Source organism: Micromonospora sp. CNZ297, from assembly GCF_007827625.1.
The window spans coordinates 105,439-126,670 of the sequence record NZ_VISU01000003.1; the positions used below are offsets into that span (position 1 = coordinate 105,439).

General features: G+C 72.7%; 19 protein-coding genes. 5 read left to right on the forward strand and 14 right to left on the reverse strand.

Features of this window, described 5'->3' with window-relative positions:
* The first annotated feature begins 66 nt into the window (after window positions 1-66).
* Window positions 67-807: a GNAT family N-acetyltransferase gene (locus FB454_RS06755; RefSeq protein ID WP_145822664.1), complete on the forward strand. Its 741-nt coding sequence runs from the start codon at window positions 67-69 to the stop codon at window positions 805-807.
* Window positions 808-894: 87 nt separating this feature from the next.
* Here FB454_RS06755 and FB454_RS06760 read toward each other — a convergent pair whose 3' ends face one another.
* From FB454_RS06760 to aspS, 4 genes are all read right to left on the reverse strand, one after another.
* A complete protein-coding gene (locus FB454_RS06760) occupies window positions 895-2,244 on the reverse strand; it encodes an MFS transporter (RefSeq protein ID WP_145822665.1) in 1,350 nt (449 codons plus the stop codon).
* On the reverse strand, window positions 2,241-2,864 hold the full coding sequence (locus FB454_RS06765) for an ArsR/SmtB family transcription factor (RefSeq protein ID WP_013474882.1): 624 nt from the start codon (window positions 2,862-2,864) through the stop codon (window positions 2,241-2,243). The genes FB454_RS06760 and FB454_RS06765 overlap by 4 nt, the downstream gene beginning before the upstream one ends.
* A 61-nt stretch (window positions 2,865-2,925) precedes the next feature.
* The gene (locus FB454_RS06770) at window positions 2,926-3,735 is read right to left on the reverse strand and encodes a sugar nucleotide-binding protein (protein ID WP_145822666.1); all 810 of its coding nucleotides are present in this window, start codon (window positions 3,733-3,735) and stop codon (window positions 2,926-2,928) included.
* Between the two features lie 64 nt (window positions 3,736-3,799).
* Complete coding sequence (aspS, locus tag FB454_RS06775; RefSeq protein WP_013474880.1) at window positions 3,800-5,605, reverse strand: aspartate--tRNA ligase; 1,806 nt, start codon at window positions 5,603-5,605, stop codon at window positions 3,800-3,802.
* A gap of 149 nt (window positions 5,606-5,754) precedes the next feature.
* Here aspS and FB454_RS06780 point away from each other — a divergent pair, with 149 nt between their 5' ends.
* Window positions 5,755-6,453, forward strand: a complete 699-nt coding sequence (locus FB454_RS06780; RefSeq protein ID WP_049794876.1) for a DUF998 domain-containing protein — start codon at window positions 5,755-5,757, stop codon at window positions 6,451-6,453.
* Window positions 6,454-6,512: 59 nt separating this feature from the next.
* Here the strand turns inward: FB454_RS06780 and FB454_RS06785 are convergent, their stop codons facing one another.
* Both FB454_RS06785 and FB454_RS06790 read right to left on the reverse strand, forming a co-directional pair.
* Complete coding sequence (locus tag FB454_RS06785) at window positions 6,513-7,562, reverse strand: S1 family peptidase (protein ID WP_013285478.1); 1,050 nt, start codon at window positions 7,560-7,562, stop codon at window positions 6,513-6,515.
* 202 nt (window positions 7,563-7,764) lie between these two features.
* Window positions 7,765-8,241, reverse strand: a complete 477-nt coding sequence (locus FB454_RS06790) for a winged helix-turn-helix transcriptional regulator (protein ID WP_013285477.1) — start codon at window positions 8,239-8,241, stop codon at window positions 7,765-7,767.
* A 56-nt stretch (window positions 8,242-8,297) separates the two neighbouring features.
* Between FB454_RS06790 and FB454_RS06795 the strand changes: the two genes are divergently transcribed.
* Window positions 8,298-8,798 carry a PaaI family thioesterase gene (locus FB454_RS06795; protein WP_145822667.1) on the forward strand — a complete coding sequence of 167 codons (501 nt, stop codon included), beginning with the start codon at window positions 8,298-8,300 and terminating at the stop codon, window positions 8,796-8,798.
* A gap of 117 nt (window positions 8,799-8,915) precedes the next feature.
* Here the strand turns inward: FB454_RS06795 and FB454_RS06800 are convergent, their stop codons facing one another.
* Genes FB454_RS06800 through FB454_RS06810 form a run of 3 tightly spaced genes read right to left on the reverse strand, consistent with a single transcriptional unit; the run spans window position 8,916 to window position 12,023 of the window.
* The gene (locus tag FB454_RS06800) at window positions 8,916-9,857 is read right to left on the reverse strand and encodes an acyl-ACP desaturase (protein ID WP_145822668.1); all 942 of its coding nucleotides are present in this window, start codon (window positions 9,855-9,857) and stop codon (window positions 8,916-8,918) included.
* A gap of 51 nt (window positions 9,858-9,908) precedes the next feature.
* A complete protein-coding gene (gene hisS, locus FB454_RS06805; RefSeq protein ID WP_013285474.1) occupies window positions 9,909-11,249 on the reverse strand; it encodes a histidine--tRNA ligase in 1,341 nt (446 codons plus the stop codon).
* Between the two features lie 54 nt (window positions 11,250-11,303).
* Window positions 11,304-12,023: an MBL fold metallo-hydrolase gene (locus tag FB454_RS06810; protein WP_030271023.1), complete on the reverse strand. Its 720-nt coding sequence runs from the start codon at window positions 12,021-12,023 to the stop codon at window positions 11,304-11,306.
* A 236-nt stretch (window positions 12,024-12,259) separates the two neighbouring features.
* Between FB454_RS06810 and FB454_RS06815 the strand changes: the two genes are divergently transcribed.
* Window positions 12,260-13,129, forward strand: coding sequence for a peptidylprolyl isomerase (locus FB454_RS06815; RefSeq protein WP_013474876.1), 870 nt, complete (start codon window positions 12,260-12,262; stop codon window positions 13,127-13,129).
* A gap of 94 nt (window positions 13,130-13,223) precedes the next feature.
* Window positions 13,224-14,066 (forward strand): peptidylprolyl isomerase, encoded by an 843-nt coding sequence (locus FB454_RS06820; protein ID WP_013474875.1) that lies wholly within the window; start codon window positions 13,224-13,226, stop codon window positions 14,064-14,066.
* 71 nt (window positions 14,067-14,137) lie between these two features.
* On the opposite strand, the gene FB454_RS06825 is transcribed toward FB454_RS06820, so the two are convergent.
* From FB454_RS06825 to yajC, 5 genes are all read right to left on the reverse strand, one after another.
* Complete coding sequence (locus tag FB454_RS06825) at window positions 14,138-16,609, reverse strand: RelA/SpoT family protein (protein ID WP_013285470.1); 2,472 nt, start codon at window positions 16,607-16,609, stop codon at window positions 14,138-14,140.
* Between the two features lie 226 nt (window positions 16,610-16,835).
* The gene (locus FB454_RS06830) at window positions 16,836-17,402 is read right to left on the reverse strand and encodes an adenine phosphoribosyltransferase (protein WP_030271021.1); all 567 of its coding nucleotides are present in this window, start codon (window positions 17,400-17,402) and stop codon (window positions 16,836-16,838) included.
* Between the two features lie 97 nt (window positions 17,403-17,499).
* Window positions 17,500-18,687 (reverse strand): protein translocase subunit SecF, encoded by a 1,188-nt coding sequence (secF, locus tag FB454_RS06835; protein ID WP_013285468.1) that lies wholly within the window; start codon window positions 18,685-18,687, stop codon window positions 17,500-17,502.
* A gap of 1 nt (window position 18,688) precedes the next feature.
* Complete coding sequence (gene secD / locus FB454_RS06840) at window positions 18,689-20,596, reverse strand: protein translocase subunit SecD (protein ID WP_176739688.1); 1,908 nt, start codon at window positions 20,594-20,596, stop codon at window positions 18,689-18,691.
* A 224-nt stretch (window positions 20,597-20,820) separates the two neighbouring features.
* Entirely contained in the window at window positions 20,821-21,165 is a 345-nt protein-coding gene (gene yajC / locus FB454_RS06845; RefSeq protein ID WP_036345294.1) for a preprotein translocase subunit YajC, read from the reverse strand.
* Between the last annotated feature and the right edge of the window lie 67 nt (window positions 21,166-21,232).

The window sequence follows — 21,232 nt, forward strand, 5'->3', positions numbered from 1 at the left end:
TCTCCACCGTGGAACAGGCGGTGCCTCGGCCCTCGGTACCAGCGGGGATGGTCGTACGCTGGCGGAATGATCACGGTCGACGAGTCGCTGACCGAACGGGAGGGGCTGCTCGCCGCGGCCGGCCACCACCCGTACGCCCGGCACGCGCTCCGGCGCGGCCTGGCCGTACGGGGATGGCGGCACGACGGCGCGGTCGGATGGCTGCTGCCACCGGGTGGCTGGTCGGCCGGCGGGGCGGTCGGCGCCCCCGGCCCGGCGCTCGACGTGTTCGCCGCCCAGCGGGCGGACGGGACGCTGCGGGCCGGCCAGTCGGTCAACCTGTCCCACGCCGATCCGGACGAGGTGGCCGCGCGGCTGCCGGTGGCCCGGCTGACCGAGTGGGACCTCCTCTGGGCCACCGGCCCGCCGCCGCACCAGCCGGAGCAGGAGCGGGTGGTACGCCTCACCGAGGCCGACCACCCCACCCTGGCCGCGCTGATCGAGGAGGCGTTCCCGGCCACCACGTCGCGGCCGGGCGAGCCGGGCATCGTCGACTGGTACGGCATCCGCGACGGTGACCGCCTGCTCGCCTGCGGCGCCGATCGCAGCCGCGGCGACATCGGCTTCCTGGCCGGGCTGACTGTCGCACCGGGGCATCGCGGCCGAGGGCTGGGTGCGGCGCTGACCGCCGGGATGACATGCGCCCTGTTCGGCAGGTACGACGCCGTGGCGCTGGGCGTCTACCCGGACAACGTGGGCGCGATCCGGCTGTACCGCCGGCTCGGCTTCACCGCCGCCGAACGCCGCACCTCCGTCGAGCTCGCCTGACGCGCGACGCCCCGACGGCGTGGGTGGAACGCCATGGGTGTCGAACGACGTCCGAGACACCCATGACGTTCCACCCGGCCGGTCGGCTCAGTCGCGGCCGGCGGGAGCGGGCGCGGCCACCGCGGGGGCCGCGTCGAGGGGCGGGCCGGCGTGGCCGGGGCCGCCTACCGTCGACTCCGGTTCCACGGTGACGTCCTGCGTGTTGCGGCGGGCGGCGCGCCAGGCCGGCAGGTAGAGCGGCGCGGCCACGGCGAGCATCACCGCGCCGACGACCATGGCGATGCTGACGCTCGTGGCGTCGGCCAGCGCGGTCAGCGTCACCGCGCCGAGCGCGCCGGCCGGCTGGGCGGCCATCGAGTTCAGCGAGAGCACGCTGGTCCGGTACGGGCCGTCGACCTGCCGGTGCAGCAGTCCCATGTGCAGCGGGTTCGACGCGCCGTGCACGGCGTAGCAGGCCAGGTACGCGATGAGCACGCCGACCGGGCCGGCCAGCAGACCCATGCCGACCACAGTCACGCCCTGCAGGATGCGCATCAGCGCGGCGGCCGGGGCGGCGCCGAGGCGGCGCAGCAGGAACGGGGTGAGCGCGGCACCGGCGGCGTTCGCCAGCCAGGCCGCCGTGCCGGCGGGGCCGAGCAGCGCCGCCGCGCGGTCCGGGTCACCGAGCACGTCGGCGAGGCGTACCGGGAGCAGCGACTCGAAGGTGACCATGCCGAAGCCCCAGAACAGCTCGACGGCGACCAGGGCCGCCAGCACCCGGTTGCGGCGCAGCAGCCCGACGGCCTGCCCGACCATCCGGGGTGCGTCGACCACCGAGGCGCGCAGCGCGGCCGGGCCGGACGCGGGCCGCCGCTCCGCCATCAGCGCCAGCAGCGCCACGATGGAGACGGCCTGGAGCACGGCGGCGACGATCACCGGCAGGGCCAGCGCGCTGACCGGGCCGACCGGGCCGAGCGCGACCAGGCCGCCGCTGAGCAGCGCGCCCGCGCCGATCGCGACGCCGATCACGGTGCCGGCCCAGCCGAGGCCGCGCTCGTATTCGGCCTTCGGGTCGACGGCGAGCGTGGCGTCGACGTACCAGGATTCCATCGGGCCGCTGTCGAGCGCCCGGTAGACGCCCTGCAACGCCCAGACCAGGAAGAACATCCAGAACGAGTCGGCGACCGCCATCAGCGCCAGCGAGCCCAGGCCGAGCACCCAGGCGACGACCAGCACCGGCTTGCGGCCGAGCGCGTCGGCGAAGCCGCCGGTGGGCAGCTCCAGCGCCAGCACGACGAGGCCCTGCGCGGTGGCGACCAGGCCGATCTGCGACAGCGTGAGCCCGCGTTCCTGCATCAGCAGGATCATCACCGGCATGAGCAGGCCGCTGGGCAGCCAGCGCAGGCCGTACAGCGTGAGGTAGCGGAACCGGATCTGGCGTACGGACAGCGCGGTCACGGCTTCTCCTCGGTGGACGGCGGGGCGGGCCGCGGGAACGCCGCGTCCATCGGGAGGGCGGCGAGGTAGAGCTGGACCGTCTCGGCGTCGGGATCGTCGGGGTCGGTCTCGTCGCGGTGCCGCTCGAAGAGCGCGAAGACCTCCTCCTTGATCGCTTCGAGCCGGGAGACCGGGATCCGCATGAAGAAGTCGCCCATGCCGAACGCGTCGCGCCAGGCCGGTCCCCACTGGTGCCGCTGGGCGAACCAGCGTTCGGCGTGTCCGGCGAAGAAGCGGACGTAGTCGGCCTCCAGCCACTCGATCGCGGCCCGCGAGTCGGGGTCGTCGTCGAAGTCGCTCGACTCCCAGTTGGTGACGTCGTGCGCGGCCCGCCAGTAGCGCTGCCGGCCGGTGCCGAGGTTGGGGTCCTCGACCACGAGACCGACCTCGGCGAGCTGGCGCAGGTGGTAGCTGGTCGCGCCGCTGTTGGTGCCGAGCATCTCGGCCAGGGCGGTGGCGGTGGACGGGCCTGCCACGCGCAGCGCCCCGATCAGCCGCATGCGCAGCGGCTGGGCCAGCGCGCGAACCTGACGGTGGTCGATGCGTACGGCGCGTTCCTCGGGCCGCTTCTTCTCCTCCATGAGATGCACAATATCTGTGCACACTTTCCGTGCACAAGATGCTTGCAAAGAATCTGTGCAACTAGCCGTACAGCTCGGTGATCCCGCGCAGCCGGGTCCGCAGCAGCCCCGCGGCACGGCTGGTTTCCAGCACCACCTCGCCCGGACGGTGCAGTCCGGCGGCGGCGATCGTGGTCGTCCGCAGCCCGCCCGCGTCCACCCCGTCGTGCCGGGCCACCAGCAGCCCCATCTCGGCGCGGCTCACCGCGTCCGGCCCGGCCACGTTCAGCAGCCCGGCGTAGCCGCCCGGCACCAGCTCCAGCACCGCGGCGGCGAGGTCGGCGACGTGCACCGGGCAGCGCAGCTCGTCGGTGAACAACGTGGCCCGGCCGGCCAGCGCGTCCCGGCAGAGCCGGATCTGCTTGCTGCCCTCCCCCACGATCAGCGACGTCCGCACCAGCACCGCGCCCGGATCCACCGCCCGCACCGCCGTCTCCGCCGCCGCCTTCGCCGCCCCGTACGGGTGCAGCGGCGTGGGCACGTCCTCGTCCGCGTACGGCTTCGGGCGCCCGGCGTGCAGCGCGTCGCTGGACAGGTGCACCAGCCGGGCGCCCACCTCGGCGGCGGCGACCGCGATGTGGGCCGCCCCGTCCGCCGTGACCGCCCAGTCGTCGTACCGGTAGGGGGTGGCGACGACCGCGTCGGGGCGTACCCGGGTCAGCAGCTCGCGCACGGCGGCGCGGTCGGTCACGTCGAGCCGGTGCGGCGCGACGCCGGGCACCGCCACGGTGGCGGACTGGTACGTGCCGGCCACCCGGTGCCCGGCGGCGACCGCCTGCCGGCACACCTCGGCGCCGAGGAAGCCGCTGGCTCCCACCACGAGCAGACGCATCAGTCCCCCTGAAGATCGAAAAGGCCCGCGTCATCATGACGCGGGCCCTTCGACGAGGCGAGGATCAGGTGGGGTCGGCCACCGGCGCGGCCGGACCGGCGGTGCCGGCGTGCGGGCCGGCCGGCGCCTTCGGCTTGGCGTCGATGCCGGCCTCGGCGCGCTGCTGCCCGGTGATCGGGGTGGGCGCGCCGGTCAGCGGGTCGAAGCCGCCCCGGGTCTTCGGGAACGCGATGACCTCGCGGATCGAGTCCGCGCCGGCCAGCAGCATGCAGACCCGGTCCCAGCCGAACGCGATGCCGCCGTGCGGCGGGGCGCCGTACTTGAACGCCTCCAGCAGGAAGCCGAACTTGTCCTGCGCCTCGTCGGCGGTGATGCCGAGCAGGTCGAACACCCGCTGCTGCACGTCGCCACGGTGGATACGGATCGAGCCGCCGCCGATCTCGTTGCCGTTGCAGACGATGTCGTACGCGTATGCCAGCGCCCGGTCCGGCGCCTCCTCGAACCGGTCCACCCACTCGGCGTTCGGCGAGGTGAACGGGTGGTGCACGGCGGTCCAGCCGCCCTCGTCGGTGCGCTCGAACATCGGCGCGTCCACGACCCAGCAGAACGCCCAGGCGCTCTCGTCGATCAGGTTCGCCCGCTTGGCGATCTCGATCCGGGCCGCGCCGAGCAGTTCCTGCGCCTCGCGGGTGTTCGTGCTCGCGGCGAAGAAGACCGCGTCGCCGGGCTTCGCGCCGACCGCGTCGGCCAGGCCGGACAGGTGCGCCTCGGACAGGTTCTTCGCCACCGGGCCGCGCGCCTCGCCGGTCTCGGCGTCCAGCACCACGTACGCCAGGCCGCGCGCGCCGCGCGCCTTGGCCCAGTCCTGCCAGCCGTCCAGTTCCTTGCGGGTCTGCGAGGCGCCGCCGGGCATGACCACCGCGCCGACGTAGCCGCCCGCGTCGATCGCGCCGGCGAACACCCGGAACTCGGTGCCGCGCAGGTAGTCGGTCAGCTCGGTCAGCTCCACGCCGTAGCGCAGGTCCGGCTTGTCCGAGCCGTAGCGGGACATGGCGTCGTGCCAGGTGATGCGCGGGATCGGCCGGGCGATCTCGTAGCCGGCGAGGTCCTTCCACAGCGCCGAGACGATCGCCTCGCCGAGGTCGATCACGTCGTCCTCGGTGACGAACGACATCTCGATGTCGAGCTGGGTGAACTCCGGCTGCCGGTCGGCGCGGAAGTCCTCGTCGCGGTAGCAGCGGGCGATCTGGTAGTACCGCTCCATGCCGCCGACCATCAGCAGCTGCTTGAACAGCTGCGGCGACTGCGGCAGCGCGTACCAGCTGCCCGGCTGCAGCCGCACCGGCACCAGGAAGTCGCGGGCGCCCTCCGGGGTGGAGCGGGTCAGCGTCGGCGTCTCGATCTCCAGGAAGTCCCGCTCGTGCAGCACGCCGCGGGCGATCTGGTTGGCCCGCGAGCGCAGCCGCATGGCCTTGGCCGGGCCGCCCCGGCGCAGGTCCAGGTAGCGGTACTTGAGCCGGATGTCGTCGCCGGCCTCGATCTGGTCGTCCACCGGCAGCGGCAGCGGCGCGGCCTCGGAGAGCACCTCCAGCTCGGACGCGGTCACCTCGACCTCGCCGGTGGGCAGGTCCGGGTTCTCGTTGCCCTCCGGGCGGCGGGTCACCTCGCCGGTGACCTTGACGCAGAACTCGTTGCGCAGCGCGTGCGCGTCCTCCTCGCGGAACACCACCTGCACGACGCCGGAGGCGTCGCGCAGGTCGACGAAGATGACACCGCCGTGGTCGCGCCGGCGGGCCACCCACCCGGCGAGCGTCACCGTCGAGCCGGCGTCCGCGGCGCGCAGGCTTCCGGCATTGTGGGTACGGATCACGGCTGGCGTCTCCTCAATCTGGTCCACTCACTGCTCCCCCGCATTCTGTCAGGGCGGGCGGGCCCGCTCCCGGGCACCCGTCGAGCCGGTCCACCCCGACGGTGGCGAAAGCGCCGTGCGGGCCGGGTCCGGCGGTCTACCGTGGCCGGGTGCGTGCCGTACCGAGCTGGGCCGTGGTCACCGCGGCCGCCGCGCCCGCGCTGCTGGTGGCGGGCTGGACGGTGGCGGGCGCCCGCCAGGGGCCGGGGTACGACCCGGTGCGGGACACGATCAGCGAGCTGGCCGGTGAGGGCGCCACCGATCCGTGGCTGATGGGCGGCGCGCTGGTGCTGCTCGGCTGCTGCTACTGCGCCACCGCCGCCGCGCTGCACGCCGCCGGGCTGCCCAGCCGCTTCCTGCTGGCGGTCGGCGGGGTGTCCACCGTCGCGCTCATCGCGTTCCCCCGGCCGCAGGTGGGCGGTTCCCCGGCACACGGGGTGGTGGCCACCGTGGCGGTGCTCGCGCTGGCGCTCTGGCCGGCCGGGTCGGCGCTGCGGCTGCCCCGCAGGGTGCCGCGCGAGGTGGCCGCCTCCCCGGCGGGCCGGCCGCCGTGGGCGTTCCGCCGGCCGGTGGCGCTGGCCGTGACGGCCGTGCTGCTGGCGTTGTTCGGCTGGTCGGTGGCGGAGGTGACGGGCGGCTCCCGGACCGGGCTGGCCGAGCGGGTGGCGGCGCTCGCGGTGACGCTCTGGCCGCTGGCGGCGGTGCTGTCGGCGCGGCGGGCCCACCGGCACTGGACGGTCCGGCCGTCGGACCCGCCGCGCCCGGACGGACCGCCGGTCGGTCCGGGCCGCCTCGGGGCAGGCACCTGAGACGGGTACGCGGAACGGGCCGCCGGTCACCCGGCGGCCCGTTCACAGCGGTGCGTGGATCAGAAGACGCTCACGCCGTAGCGGCTGAGGGCCTCGGTGACCGGCTGGAAGTAGGTGGTGCCACCGGTGCGGCAGTTGCCGCTACCACCGGAGGTGAGGCCGAGCGCGACGGTGCCGGCGAACAGCGAGCCGCCGCTGTCGCCCGGCTCGGCGCAGACGTTGGTGCGGATGAGGCCGGAGACGCTGCCCTCGGCGTAGTTCACGGTCGCGTTGAGGGCGGTGACGCTGCCGCTGCGCAGGCCGGTGGTGCTGCCGGAACGGCGGACGGACTGGCCGACGTACGCGTTGCCGGCCGAGGTGATGTCCTGGAAGCTGCCGTTGTAGAGCGACACGTTGCCGGCCGCGTTGGCCGAGTTGTTGTGCCGGACGATGCCGTAGTCGTTGCCCGGGAAGCTGGTGCCGGTCCGGGTGCCGAGCAGGCTGGTCTGCGCGGAGTTGCTGTACCAGCTCGACGAGATGTTGGTGCAGTGACCCGCGGTGAGGAAGTAGTAGGTCGAGCCGCTGCGGACGTTGAACCCGAGCGAGCAACGGCCCCCGCCGCCGGCGTAGATGGCCTGGCCGCCGGAGATCCGGGTGCTGAGCGTGCCGGCCTCGGCCTCGATGCGGATCGCGCCGTTGTGACGGGCGGCGGCGGCCTTGACCCGCTCCAGCTTGGCGCCGGTGACGGTGCTGTCGACGGAGACGACGACCTGGTTCGTGGCCGGGTCGGTCCACCAGGCGGTGCCGGGGATCTTGGCGGAGCGCTCCAGCTCGCTGGTGGCGGCGTTGAGCTTGTCCGCGCCGCGGGCCACGATCTTCGGGATGGCACCGGCGGCGCGCACCTGGCGGGCGGTCGCGGTGTCGGTCACCGTGACGACCATCTTGCCGCTGGCGTCGGCGTACGTGCCGGCCGCGCGGGCACCGAGCTTCTCGACGAGGGTGGCGGCGGCGTCCGGCGAGAGGGCCGTGGGGGCGGCCTGCGCGGGTGCGCCGAGCAGCGAGCCGGTGACCAGGGTGCCGGCGACGGCGACTGCGGCGGCGCGGCGGAGCGTGGACCTCGTGGGTCGCATGTAACAACCTCCGAATGGGGGTGAACGGGCGCTGTCATGGGGGCGCGCCCGAGGACAACCCGGGCGACCTGGGGAAACCGCCCGGGTGCCCAAAGTATTCACATATTTAAGATCGTAAGCAAGACATGACTTTGCCCGGATTCGCACCCGCGCCCGATGTAACGCCGGAGCAACAACATCGACATCATCTGTCAGAGCCGGTTCAGGGCGTACGGCGACGGGCGCCCGGACCCGGGCGGGGCAGCACGTCCCGCGCCCCGGTGATCTCGTGCCCCTCGCCGCAGCGCAAGGCGACCCGGACCTCGGCGCCGCAGTCACGGTGCGCCACGCTCAGCGGCGAGCCCTCCGGGTCGGCCAGGTAGCGGTCACCCCATCCGAGCACCGCGACGAGCACGGGCCACAGGTCCAGGCCCATCTCGGTGAGCCGGTACTCGTGGCGCGGCCGGCTGCCCGGCTCGCGGTACGGCTCCCGGCGCAGCACACCGCGCTCGACGAGCATGGCGAGCCGGTTCGTCAGCACCTGGCGCGGAATGCCGGTCCGCACCCGCATGTCGTCGAACCGGCGTACGCCGTTGAAGACCTCGCGGAGCACGACGAGGGTCCACCGCTCGCCGAGGATCTCCATGGCGCGCGCGATGGTGCAGTTCTCCACCGACCAGTCCAGTGCCGCGGGTCTCATGCCGACCAGGCTAGGTCTGATTGACAGACTCAGCAACGCGCTGCGAGGCTGAGTCCATGACGCAGACGCAGGAGCGCACCCGCACGTTCACCTGGTCCGACCCGGCGGCCGGCGCCGCGCACCTGGGCCGGCGCAGCGGCCTGGAGCTGATGCAGGCGATGATCGCCGGCGAGCTGGACGCGCCGCCGATCATGCACCTCGTCGACATGTCCCGGATGGAGGCCGAGGAGGGGCGCGTCGCGGTCGAGCTGCTGCCGCAGGAGTTCCACTACAACCCGCTCGGCACGGTGCACGGCGGCGTCATCTCCACGCTGCTGGACACCGCCGCGGCGTGCGCCGTGCACACCACGTTGCCGGCCGGGGTCGGCTTCACGTCGCTGGACCTCAACGTGAAGTTCCTGCGCCCGGTCACCGTCGACACCGGCACACTGCGGTGTGAGGGCACGGTGCTCCAGCGAGGCCGCCGTACCGCCCTGGCCGAGGCCCGCCTGACGGACCCGGCCGGCCGCCTGGTAGCCCACGCCACCTCGACCTGCCTCATCTTCCCCCTCCCCTGACCGCCCCGCCCGTTCTCGGCGATCTTGCAGTTGCGGCCCCCGCGGCGCCGGTTTCGCGGCAAATGCGGGGGCCGTAAGTGCAAGATCGCGCGGGAAAGCAGGGAGAGGGGGCGGGGGTCAGGCCTGGGTCGTCGCGGATACGCGGGCGGCTCGGGCGGCTCGGCGGTCCTCGAAGCGGGACGCCTGGGTCTCCAGGGTCTCCAGGTGGGCGGCGATCTGGTCACGGGCGGCCTCGCCGTCGGCGTTCAGGCCGGTCACCTCGAACAGGTTCCACTGGCGCAGCACCGGCATCACCACCTCGTCGCGGTGCTGGCGCAGGTCGTAGATCCCGGCCAGCGCGATCGCCACCGACTTGCGGGCGAAGCCGTCGATGCCGACACCCGGCATCTGGAAGTTGGCCAGCACGTCGGCGACGGCGCGCATCGCCTGCGACGGCGCCAGCTCGAACGCCGCGCCGAGCAGGTTGCGGTAGAAGACCATGTGCAGGTTCTCGTCCGCGGCCACCCGGGCCAGCAGCGCCTCGCACATCGGGTCGCCGGTGGCCCGGCCGGTGTTGCGGTGCGAGATGCGGGTCGCCAGCTCCTGGAACGACACGTACGCCAGCGAGTGCAGCATCTCCTGGTCGTGGACGTTCTGGTAGCCCGCCGACATGTGCACCATGCGGGCCCGCTCCAGCGCCACCGGGTCCACCGCCCGGGTCACCGTGAGGTAGTCGCGGATCGCCGTGCCGTGCCGCCCCTCCTCGGCGGTCCACCGGTGCACCCAGGTGCCCCACGCGCCGTCGCGCCCGAACAGGGTGGCGATCTCGTGGTGGTACGACGGCAGGTTGTCCTCGGTGAGCAGGTTGACGATCAGCGCGGTACGCGCCACCTCGGGCAGCGTCGAGTCCTCCGGCGACCAGGCCTCGCCGCCCAGCGGGCCGTCGAAGGTGCGGCCCTCGCTCCACGGCACGTACTCGTGCGGGAACCACTCCTTGGCCAGCGACAGGTGGCGGTCGAGGTTCTTCTCGACCACCGGCTCGAGTTCGGTGAGCAGAGCGGTCTGGCTGAGCACGGTCACGACGTTCTCCCTACGGTGGCGTAACTTACGCCACCGTAGGTCGAAACGTCGTCAGGCGCCAGTGCCGGCCGGGCCGACCAGCGGTTTCAGGTCCGCCCGAGGCGGCGTCCACTCCCCCGCCGCGGCGGGCACCTGCTCGCCGGAACGGATGTCCTTGACCTCGTCGCCCTCCGCGCCGGGGAACCAGACGTACGGGATGCCACGCCGCTCGGCGTACCGGATCTGCTTGCCGAACTTGGCCGCCGACGGGGACACCTCGGTGGGCACACCGCGCGACCGCAGCGCCGCCGCGACCGCGTCGCTGGCCGCCCGGTCCTCCTCGGCGGTGACCGCCACCAGCACGCAGGTCGGCACCGAGCGGGACACCGACAGCGCCTCGGCGCCGAACAGCAGACCGAGCAGCCGGGTCACCCCGATCGAGATGCCCACCCCCGGGAACCGGACGTTGCCCGAGCTGGCCAGGTTGTCGTACCGGCCGCCGGAGCAGATCGAGCCGAACCGCTCGTAGCCGATCATCTGCGTCTCGTAGACCGTACCCGTGTAGTAGTCCAGGCCCCGCGCGATGCGCAGGTCGGCCACGCAGAGGCCGGGTGCGTGCGCGGCGGCGGTCTCCACCACGGCGGTCAGTTCCGCGACGCCCTCGTCCAGCAGCGGGTCGCTCACCCCGAGGCCGCGCACCGCGTCGGCGAAGGAGGCGTCCGGCGCGGAGATCTCGGCCAGCGACAGCACGGCCTTGGCCTGCGCCTCACTCGCCCCGGCGGTGCTCGCCAGCAGCTCCGTCACCCCGGCCGGGCCGATCTTGTCGAGCTTGTCGACGGCGCGCAGCGCCGCCTCCGCGTCGGTCAGCCCGATGCCCCGGTAGAACCCCTCGCAGATCTTGCGGTTGTTGACCTGGATGCGCACCGGCGGGATCGGCAGCGACCGCAGCGCGTCGCCGATGACCAGCGGCATCTCCGCCTCGTAGTGGGCCGGCAGGGTGTCCCGGTCGACGATGTCGATGTCGGCCTGGAGGAACTCCCGGTACCGGCCCTCCTGCGGACGCTCACCGCGCCACACCTTCTGGATCTGATAGCGGCGGAACGGGAACTGCAGCTTGCCGGCGTTCTCCAGCACGTAGCGGGCGAACGGCACGGTCAGGTCGAAGTGCAGGCCGAGCGCGTCGTCGCCGGCCGGGCCGTCGGTGTCGGCCTGCAACCGGCGCAGCAGGTAGACCTCCTTTGCGGTATCCCCCTTCCGCAGTAACTGATCCAGCGGCTCCACCGAGCGGGTCTCCAGTGGCGCGAAGCCGTACAGCTCGAACGTGGCGCGGATCCGGTCGAGCACGAACTGCTCGATCATCCGCTGAGCCGGCGTCCACTCGGGGAAGCCGGAGATGGGCGTGGGCTTGCTCATGGCGTACTCCTCGATCCCGCGCGGGGCGCGGGCGAACGTCGTGGGTCGCGGCGGTCAGAGGCCTCGGGTGGGCGCGGCCGGGCGCGCGCCGCCGGTGCCCGCCACCTCGACGAGGTACGGGTTGGTCGCGCGCTCGCGGCCGATCGTGGTCGCGGGGCCGTGGCCGGGCAGGACGACTGTGTCGTCGGCCAGCGGGAGCACCTTGTCCCGCAGGCTGGACAGCATCCGGGGCATGCTGCCGCCCGGCAGGTCGGTGCGGCCGATCGAGCCGGCGAACAGCACGTCACCGGAGAGGCAGATCTGCTCCGCCTCCCAGCGCGAGCCGGCGCCGGGCAACCGGAACAGCACCGACCCGCCGGTATGGCCGGGGGCGTGGTCGACGGTGATCTCCAACCCGGCCAGCGACAGCGTCGCGCCGTCGGTCAGCTCGGCCACGTCGTCCGGCTCGGCGTACGGCAGCCGGCCGCCGAACAGCTGGGTCAGGTCCATCGACAGCGCCTTGCTCGGGTCGGCCAGCAGCTCCCGGTCGTCCGGGTGGACGTAGGCGGGGATGCCCCGCGCGCCGCAGACCGGGGCGACGGAGAACGTGTGGTCGAGATGGCCGTGGGTGAGCAGCACGGCGGCCGGGTGCAGGCGGTGCTCGGCGAGCACGGCGTCGAGCCGGTCGAGCACCCCGATGCCGGGATCGACCACCACGCACTGCTCCCCCGGCCCGGTCGCCACCACGTAGCAGTTGGTGCCGAAGGCGTCCGCGGGAAAGCCGGCCACGAGCACGTCGCTCCCCTTTCCGTCCGGTCGTCGTCTGCCTGCAGCCTAGTCGTAGCGGCCGGCGAGTTCCGTCCGCCACCGGCCCGGTCCGCCCCGGCCGGGCTGAGACGGCGGGACCTCGTACACCACATTCACAGTCGCTACCCGTACACTCTGGCGGGCGTGTGGCGTGGCGCACCCCGATCGGAACGGCGGACGGCGCCCGGCGCCGGCGGCGATCAGGCAGAGGAAGGGGAGCGCGCGTGGCTTCCAGCAGGGACCGGCAGCGCAAACTGGCGCGCGCCAAGCTCGACCGGCAACTCGCCCGGCGGGCGGCGGTCGCGAAGCGCCGCCGGCAGATCCGGGCCGGCGTGGGCGCCGCGGTGGTGCTCGTGCTGATCGTGGCCGGCTCCGCCTGGGCGCTCGGCGCGTTCGACTCCGAGCCGGAGAAGAAGGCCGCCGAGGACGTCTGCCTCTGGAGCGCGGAGGACGGCGCCGTCAACACCAACCTCAAGGACGTCGGCCAGCCGCCCACCACGGGCCTGCCCACCTCCGGCACCCGCCCGATGACGATCACCACCAACCAGGGTGGGCCGATCACCGTCGAGCTGGACCAGACCGACGCGCCGTGCGGCGCGGCGAGCCTGAGCTACCTGGCCGGCCGGTCGTTCTTCGACAACACCACCTGCCACGAGATCACCGCCGAGGGCGCGCTGCGCTGCGGTGACCCGACCGGCACCGGGCTCGGCGGCCCGACCTACTCGTTCTACGACGAGAACGTCCCGGCCGCGCCTGAGCCGAGCCCGTCGGCCTCGCCGGCGCCCGGGCAGCCGGCGACGTACCCGAAGGGCACCGTCGCCATGATCGGCAACCCGCCCGGCAGCAACGGCAGCCAGTTCCTGATCTTCTTCAAGGACGCCAGCCCGGCCAAGCCGGCCTACTCGGTGGTCGGCAAGGTCACCGGTGGGCTCGACGTGGTGGAGAAGATCGGCGCCATGCCGACGGTGGACAATGGCAACGGCGCCAAGGTCAAGCCGAAGACGCAGGTGCTGGTCCAGAGCGTCACAGTCGGCGAGCCCGGCGCGGCGCCGGCCGGCAGTCCCGCGCCGTCGCCCAGCGCCAGCGCGGGCTGACCCGACAACCCGATCCGGCGGCCCCGCCGCCGGTGACCCACACGTGACCGGCGGCGCGCGCGCCGACCCCATACGCAGCAGGTGAGGAGTGACCGTGACGTCCACCAGAGACCGCCAGCGCGCGGCGGCGCGGGCCAAGCTCGAGCGGGAGATGGCGGAACGGGCCGGCCGGGCCCGCAAGCGCCGGCAGACCCAGGCGATCGTCGGGGCCGCGGCGGTGCTGGTGCTCGTCGTGGCCGGCACGGTCTGGCTCGTCGCCGCGCTCGGCGACGACGACGACAAGCAGGGCGGCACGACCGCCGCCGCCGGGGCCGTCCAGTGCGCGTACACGGAGGTGCCCAAGGAGGGCCGTCCGCCGCAGATCAAGGACGTCGGCCTCCCGCCGACCCAGCAGTCCGGCAAGGGCACCCAGACGATGACCATCGACACCAACCTGGGCCCGATCACCGCCAAGATCGACCGTGCCGCCGTGCCCTGCACCGCCGGTAGCTTCACGCACCTGGCGGAGAAGGGCTTCTTCGACAACACCAAGTGCCACCGGCTGGTCACCGAGGGCATCAAGGTGCTCCAGTGCGGCGACCCGAGCGCCACCGGCAAGGGCTGGCGGGACACCGACGGCACCGGCGGCCCGTCCTACAACCTGGCCGAGGAGAACCTGCCGACCAACAAGCGCCCGCCGTACCCGGAGGGTGTCATCGCGATGGCCAACTCCGGCCAGCCGGGCAGCACGGGCAGCCAGTTCTTCATCGTGTACGGCGACTCGCCGCTCGACCCGAACTACACGGTGCTGGGCACCATCACCGGCGGCATGGACGTGGTGAAGCAGGTCGCCGCGGCCGGTGACGACGGCGCGTTCGCCAAGCAGGCCGGCGGTGGTCACCCGAAGAAGGAGATCACCATGACCAAGGTGACGATGAGCCCGGTCCAGGGCGGCTGACCGCACCCGTACGACGACGAAGCGCCCGCCGGCTGATCGCAGCCGGCGGGCGCTTTCGCGTGCGTGGTGGCTCAGGCCCCCGAGGTGACCCGGTACGCGTCGAACACGCCGTCGACCTTGCGGACGGCGGCCAGCAGGTGCCCGAGGTGCTTCGGGTCGGCCATCTCGAAGCTGAACCGGCTGACCGCCACCCGGTCGCGGGTGGTGGTGACGGTCGCGGAGAGGATGTTCACCCGCTCCTCGGACAGCACCCTCGTCACGTCGGCGAGCAGCTTGTGCCGGTCCAGCGCCTCGACCTGGATGGCGACCAGGAACGTGGAGGCGGAGGTGAGCTTCCAGCTCACCTCGACCACCCGCTCGGGCTGGGCGCGCAGGTCCTCGGCGTTGGCGCAGTCGTCCCGGTGCACGCTGACCCCGCCGGAGCGGGTGACGAACCCGAACACCGAGTCCGGCGGCACCGGCGTGCAGCAGCGGGCCAGCTTGATCCAGACGTCGCTGACACCGCGGACCACGACACCCGGGTCGGCGCTGCTCTGCCGGCTGCGCGGCGGCCGGGTGGCGACGGCGGTCTCGGCGATGTCCTCCGCCGCGCCCTCCTCGCCGCCGTAGGAGGCCATCAGCTTCTGCACGACCGACTGCGCGGAGACCTGGCTGTCGCCGACCGCCGCGTACAGCGAGGCCACGTCGGCCAGATGCAGGTCCCGGGCGATCGCCATCAGCGCGTCCGAGGTGAGCATCCGCTGCAACGGCATGCCCTGCTTGCGCATCGCCTTGACGATCGCGTCCTTGCCGGCCTCGATCGCCTCCTCGCGCCGCTCCTTGTTGAAGTACTGGCGGATCTTGGTACGCGCCCGCGGGCTCTTGACGAAGCCCAGCCAGTCCTGCGTCGGTCCGGCCGTGTCGGACTTCGACGTGAAGATCTCGATCACGTCGCCGTTGGACAGCGTCGACTCCAGCGGCACCAGCTTGCCGTTGACCCGCGCGCCGATGCACTTGTGCCCGACCTCGGTGTGCACCGCGTACGCGAAGTCCACAGGCGTCGACCCGGTCGGCAGCGGGATGACGTCACCCTTCGGGGTGAAGACGTACACCTCCTGGCTGGACAGGTCGAACCGCAGCGCGTCCAGGAACTCGCTCGGGTCCGCCGCCTCACGCTGCCAGTCCAGCAGCTGCCGCAGCCACGTCATCTCGTCGATGTGCGCCGGCGGGCCCACCACCGGGGTGCCCTTGTGCTCCTTGTACTTCCAGTGCGCGGCGATGCCGAACTCGGCGGTGCGGTGCATCGCGTACGTGCGGATCTGCATCTCCACCGGCTTGCCGGTGGGCCCGATGACAGTCGTGTGCAACGACTGGTACATGTTGAACTTGGGCATGGCGATGTAGTCCTTGAACCGGCCCGGCACCGGCTGCCAGTTGGCGTGGATGACCCCCAGCGCCGCGTAGCAGTCCCGCACCGTGTCGACCAGGATCCGCACACCGACCAGGTCGTAGATGTCGTTGAAGTCGCGCCCCCGCACGATCATCTTCTGGTAGATCGAGTAGAGGTGCTTCGGTCGCCCGGTGGTCTCCGCCTTGATCTTGGCGGCCTTCAGGTCGGTGGACACCTTCTGGGTCACCTGGCGCAGCAGCGCCTCGCGCTGCGGCTGGTGCTCCCCGATCAGCCGGTTGATCTCCTCGAACCGCTTCGGGAACAGCGTGCCGAAGGCCAGATCCTCCAGCTCCCACTTGATCGTGTTCATACCGAGGCGGTGCGCCAGCGGGGCCAGGATCTCCAGCGTCTCCTTGGCCTTCTGTTCCTGCTTGGGGCGGGGCAGGAAGGTGAGCGTCCGCATGTTGTGCAGCCGGTCGGCCAGCTTGATCACCAGGACCCGCGGGTCCTTCGCCATCGCGACGACCATCTTGCGGATGGTCTCCGCCTTGGCCGCGTCGCCGAGCTTGACCTTGTCGAGCTTGGTGACGCCGTCGACGAGCAGCGCGACCTCACCGCCGAAGTCGGCGCGCATCTGGTCGAGCGTGTACTCGGTGTCCTCGATGGTGTCGTGCAGCAGCGCCGCGACCAGCGTGGTGGTGTCCATGCCCAGGTTCGCCAGGATGGTCGCCACGGCGAGCGGGTGCGTGATGTAGGGGTCGCCGGACTTGCGGTACTGACCCGAGTGCCACCGCGCGGCCGTGTCGAAGGCGCGCTGGAGCAGCCGCGCGTCGGCCTTGGGGTGGTTCTCCCGGTGCGTCGCGATCAGCGGCTCCAGCACCTCGCTGACCTGCGAGGTCTGCCAGGGCGCGTTGAACCGGGCCAGCCGGGCGCGTACCCGCCGGCCGGTGGGCGCGTTGGAGAGGGCGAAACCGCTGCCGGGCGTGGACTCGGTGGAACCCTCGGTCGGGAACGGCACCACGACCGCCCCGCCGTCGGCCGTCGCGTCGGACGCACCGCCGGTGGCGCCGGTCGCCCGGGCCGGCGGGTTGCCGCTGCGCTCGGTCACCGAGCCGTCCGCGTCGCCTGTCGGGTGCACCGTGCCCTCCACCGGAGGGACGACATCGTGGGACACCGGCCTCCTCACCGCTCGCCGGGATGCGCCGGCCGTCCGGCCGACGTCTGGTTCAACCGGCCCGGAGGCCGGTCTTGTTCCACGCGGTCGCCGGGGCCGGGCCCCGGCGCCTTCGCCGCCCCGGACAGCTCGGCCGGGTCGGGCAAAGGGCAATGCTACCCGTACGCAGGGTACGCCACCGCTCCCCCGGACGGTCGGCGCCGACCGGCCCGACGGGCCGGCCTGGTCAAACGGTCAACAGGGCATGGACCGGGCGCTGCGCCAGCCGCTTACGGCCCTCGAGGAAGCCCAGCTCCAGCAGCACGGTGAACCCGGCCACCGTGCCGCCGGCGCGCTCCACCAGGTCGAGCGTCGCCTCGGCGGTCCCGCCGGTGGCGAGCACGTCGTCGAGCACCAGCACCCGGTGGCCCGCGGTGAAGGCGTCCTGGTGCACCTCCAGCGTCGCCTCGCCGTACTCCAGCGCGTAGGAGGCGGAGTGCGTGGCCCGGGGCAGCTTGCCGGCCTTGCGCACCGGCACCACGCCGACGCCGGTGGCGTACGCGACCGCCGCCGCCAGCACGAACCCGCGTGCCTCGATGCCGGCGACGGTGTCGAACGACTCCGGCCCGTGGTACGCGATGATGCCGTCGATCACCGCCCGGAACGCCTCACCGTCGGCGAACAGCGGCATCAGGTCCTTGAACACGACACCCGGCTTGGGGAAGTCCGGCACGTCCAGCAACCGGCTGGCGACGAGCTGGGCGACCTCCGGGCCGCTGTCTCCCCGTACCCCTGTGGTGTGGGTCTCCGTCACTGTGCGTCCCATGTCCTCTCGAAACGACGACGGCGTCCGTCATGCCGTGACATCAGCATGACGGACGCCGTCGGACCGATTCCGTCCGGCCCTGCGGTCAGCGGCGCTTGCCGCCGGGCCGGTTGCCGCCGCCCCCGGCGGGACGGCCGCCGCGGGCACCGCTGGGACGCTTGCCGGCCGGCCGGGCACCCACCTTGGGTGCGGCACCGGCCAGCGCCGCCGCCTCCGGGTCGATCGGCGCGTCGGCGGCCGGCGTGGTGGCACGCGGGCCCTTCGGCGTGATCTCGCCCCGGGCGAGCGCGGCCCGGCGGGACAGCACCCGCTTGTTGTGGGCGCTGATCCGCGGGTCCATGTTCTTCAGCAGCACCAGCAGCGGCGTGGCGAGCAGGATCGAGGTCAGGAACGCCACCGCCATACCGACGAACAGCACCAGGCCGAGGTCCTTCAGCGTGCCCGCGCCGAGCAGGCCGGCGCCGATGAACAGCAGACCGCCGACCGGCAGCAGCGCCACGACCGAGGTGTTCAGCGACCGCATGAGGCTCTGGTTGAGCGCCAGGTTGGACGCCTCGCCGTAGGTGACGTTGTTGTTCGCGGTGATGCCGCGCGTGTTCTCCTGCACCTTGTCGAAGACCACCACCACGTCGTAGAGCGCGAAGCCCAGGATCGTGAGGAAGCCGATGATCGTCGACGGGGTGACCTCGAAGCCGACCAGCGAGTAGATGCCGGCGGTCAGGGCCAGGTTGGTCAGCAGCGAGACGATGGCGGCGGCCGCCATCCGCCACTCGAAGCGCAGCACCAGGTAGATCGACACCACCGCGATGAAGATCACCAGACCGAGGAAGGCGCGCGAGGTGACCTGGCTGCCCCAGGCCTCGGAGACCTGGCTGCCGCTGATCTGGTCGGCCGGGATGCCGAACTCCTGCGCCATCGCGGTCTTGGCCGCGTTGGCCTGCTCGGCGGAGAGCTGGCCGGTGCGCATCTCGTAGAACTCGCCGCTGGTGCCGCCGACCTTCTGCGCGCTGACCACCTCGACGCCCGGCGCCTCGTCGGCCAGCACGTCGTCGACGGTCCGCTCGGCCTGGTCCAGGGTGCCGACGCTGGCCGGCACCTGGAACGAGTTGCCGCCCGCGAACTCGATGCCCAGCTTGAAGCCGCTGATCGCGAAGCTCAGCACGGCGATCAGCACGAGCACGCCGGCCACGCCGAACCACAGCTTGCGCCGCCCGACGATGTTGAGATCCGCCTCGCCCCGGTAGAGCCGGGCGGCCAGACCGCTCTTAGCCATCTCAGGCCTCCTTCACACGCGGGTTGCGGGCGGTGCCCGGCTCGGCCGACCGGGCCGGCAGCGCCCGGCCCAGACCGCTGACCCGCGGCGACAGGAACGCCCGGGTACGGGCGAACATCGTCATGATCGGGTGGCGGAAGAGGAACACGACGACCAGGTCGAGCACGGTCGCCAGGCCGAGCGCGAAGGCGAAGCCCTTCACCGCGCCGACGGACACGATGTAGAGCACCACCGCCGACATCAGCGTGATCGCGTTCGCCGAGATGATCGTCCGGCGGGCGCGGATCCAGGCGCGCGGCACCGCGCTCCGTGGACTGCGGCCCTCCCGGATCTCGTCCTTCAATCGTTCGAAGTAGATGACGAACGAGTCCGCCGCGACGCCCAGCGAGACGATCATGCCGGCGATGCCGGCGAGCGTGAGCGTGAAGCCGATCGACCGGCCGAGCACCACGAGCGCGCCGAACACCAGCAGCGCGGAGAGCACCAGGCTCAGGAAGATGACCGAGCCGAGCAGCCGGTAGTAGAAGAACGAGTAGATGATGACCAGCAGCATGCCGATGCCCGCGGCCAGCAGACCCGCCTTGAGGTGGCTGTCGCCGAGCGTCGCGGTGACGTTCTGCTGCTCCTGCGGCTCGAAGGTCACCGGCAGCGCGCCGTAGCGCAGCTGGCTGGCGAGCGCGTTCGCGGCCTTGTTGTCGAAGCTGCCGGTGATCTGCGAGTCACCGGTCAGCACGCCCTGGATCTCCGGGGACGAGACGATCTCGTTGTCCAGCACCACGGCGACGCGGCACTTGCCGTCCTGGCCGAGCGCGGTCTGGTCGCAGGCCTGGCCCTCGTTGGTGAACGCCTCGCGGGTCAGCGCGGTCCACTTCTCCTGGCCGCTGCCGGTGAAGTTGAGGCTGACCACCCAGGAGCTGGTCTGGTCGAGCTGGGCGGAGGCGTTCTTGACGTCGGTGCCGAGCACCTTCGCCACGTCCAGCAGGTACTTCGCGCCGGACTCGCAGGCGACCGCCTTCTGCTTCTCGTCCTTGATCGAGGCGGCGGGCCGCGAGTCGAGCTGGGCGCAGGTGATGGTCGGGACGTTGAACTGCATCTCCACCGGCAGGACGGCGATCTCCTGCGGGGTGAGCGTGCCGAACGGCTTGAGCTTGTCGGCCAGCGACGGGTCGGTGGTCAGGTCCGCCGGGGCCTGCAGGCCCGAGGCGGCGGCCCAGGCGGCCGCGCCGACCTTCTGCTCGACGGCCTTGCGCTGCTGCTCGATGCTCTGCGGCACCGGCTCGGCGCTGGCGCTCGGGCTCGGCGCGGCGGCGCTCGGCGAGGCCGACGGCGAGGCCGAGGCGCTGGCGCTCGGCGTCGGGGCCATACCGCCCTGCCCGCCGGCGCTCGGCGACCCGCTCACCTTGGGGCTCGTGCTCGCCTTCGGCGACGCGCTGCCCGACGGCGTCGGGCTGGCCGCACCGGACGGGGTCGCGCTCGGGACCGGCGCGGGCGCGGCGGCGGCGCCGCTGCCGTCGGTGGCCTTGAGCACCTTGCGGAAGCGCAGCTCGGCGGCCTCACCGACGTCGGTCAGGTCGCGGTTCTGGCCGGGCAGGGAGATGACGATGTTGCGGTTGCCCTCGGTGACCACCTCGGCCTCGGCCACGCCGTAGGCGTTGACCCGGCTCTCGATGATCTGGCGGGCCTCCTCGAGGTTGTCGGCGGTCGGGGGCTTGCCGTCCACCGTGTTGGTGGCCTCGAGCGTCAGCCGGGTGCCGCCGACGAGGTCCAGGCCGAGCCGGGGCTCCAGCCGGTCCTTCCAGCCACCGCTGGCGCCGCCCGAGAAGAACACCAATAGATAGAGGACGACGAAGATGAACCCGAGCACGGCGAGCTGCCGTCCGGGCCGCATCTGTCCCTGAGGTGGTGCCACGGCTGTCCTGTCTCCCTGTACGGTCGCGCCGCTTCCACGGCGGCGACAACTGTCGGGCCGGGGGTGTCCGCCCGACTGCTCCGGCGGGTCGGCACCGGAGGACGGCACGCCGGCTGGTGCGCGGCGCGGGGGCGCCGCACGGGCCGGCCGGATGCCGGCGCCGCGCGCCGACCCCAACTATCCACTTGTACGGATGAATCCGCTGCCCCGTCCGGGACGGGTGGTCACTCCTTGACCGGCTCGGCTTCCTCGGTGATCGTCTCGGCCGCCGGCGCCTCGGCGCGCTTGATCACCCGCGCGACGGCGGGGCGGGCGTACCGGGTCTGCACGCCCGGAGCGACCTCGAGCAGGACCGTCTCGTCCTCGACCGCGGTGACCGTGCCGTGCAGGCCGCCGATGGTGACCACCTCGTCGCCCGGGGCGAGAGCGGACTGCATCTGCTCTGCCTCGCGGCGGCGCTTCTGCTGCGGACGGATCATCATGAAGTACATGACGACGAAAAGCAGAGCGATCATGAGGATCGGCGTCAGACTGCCGGCTCCCCCGCCACTCGCTGCTGCGTAAAGCACGGTGTAGACCTTCCGGTTGGCCTCCACCCCGGCGCCGGAGGGCGCCGCAGCGGAAGCGGATTCTCAC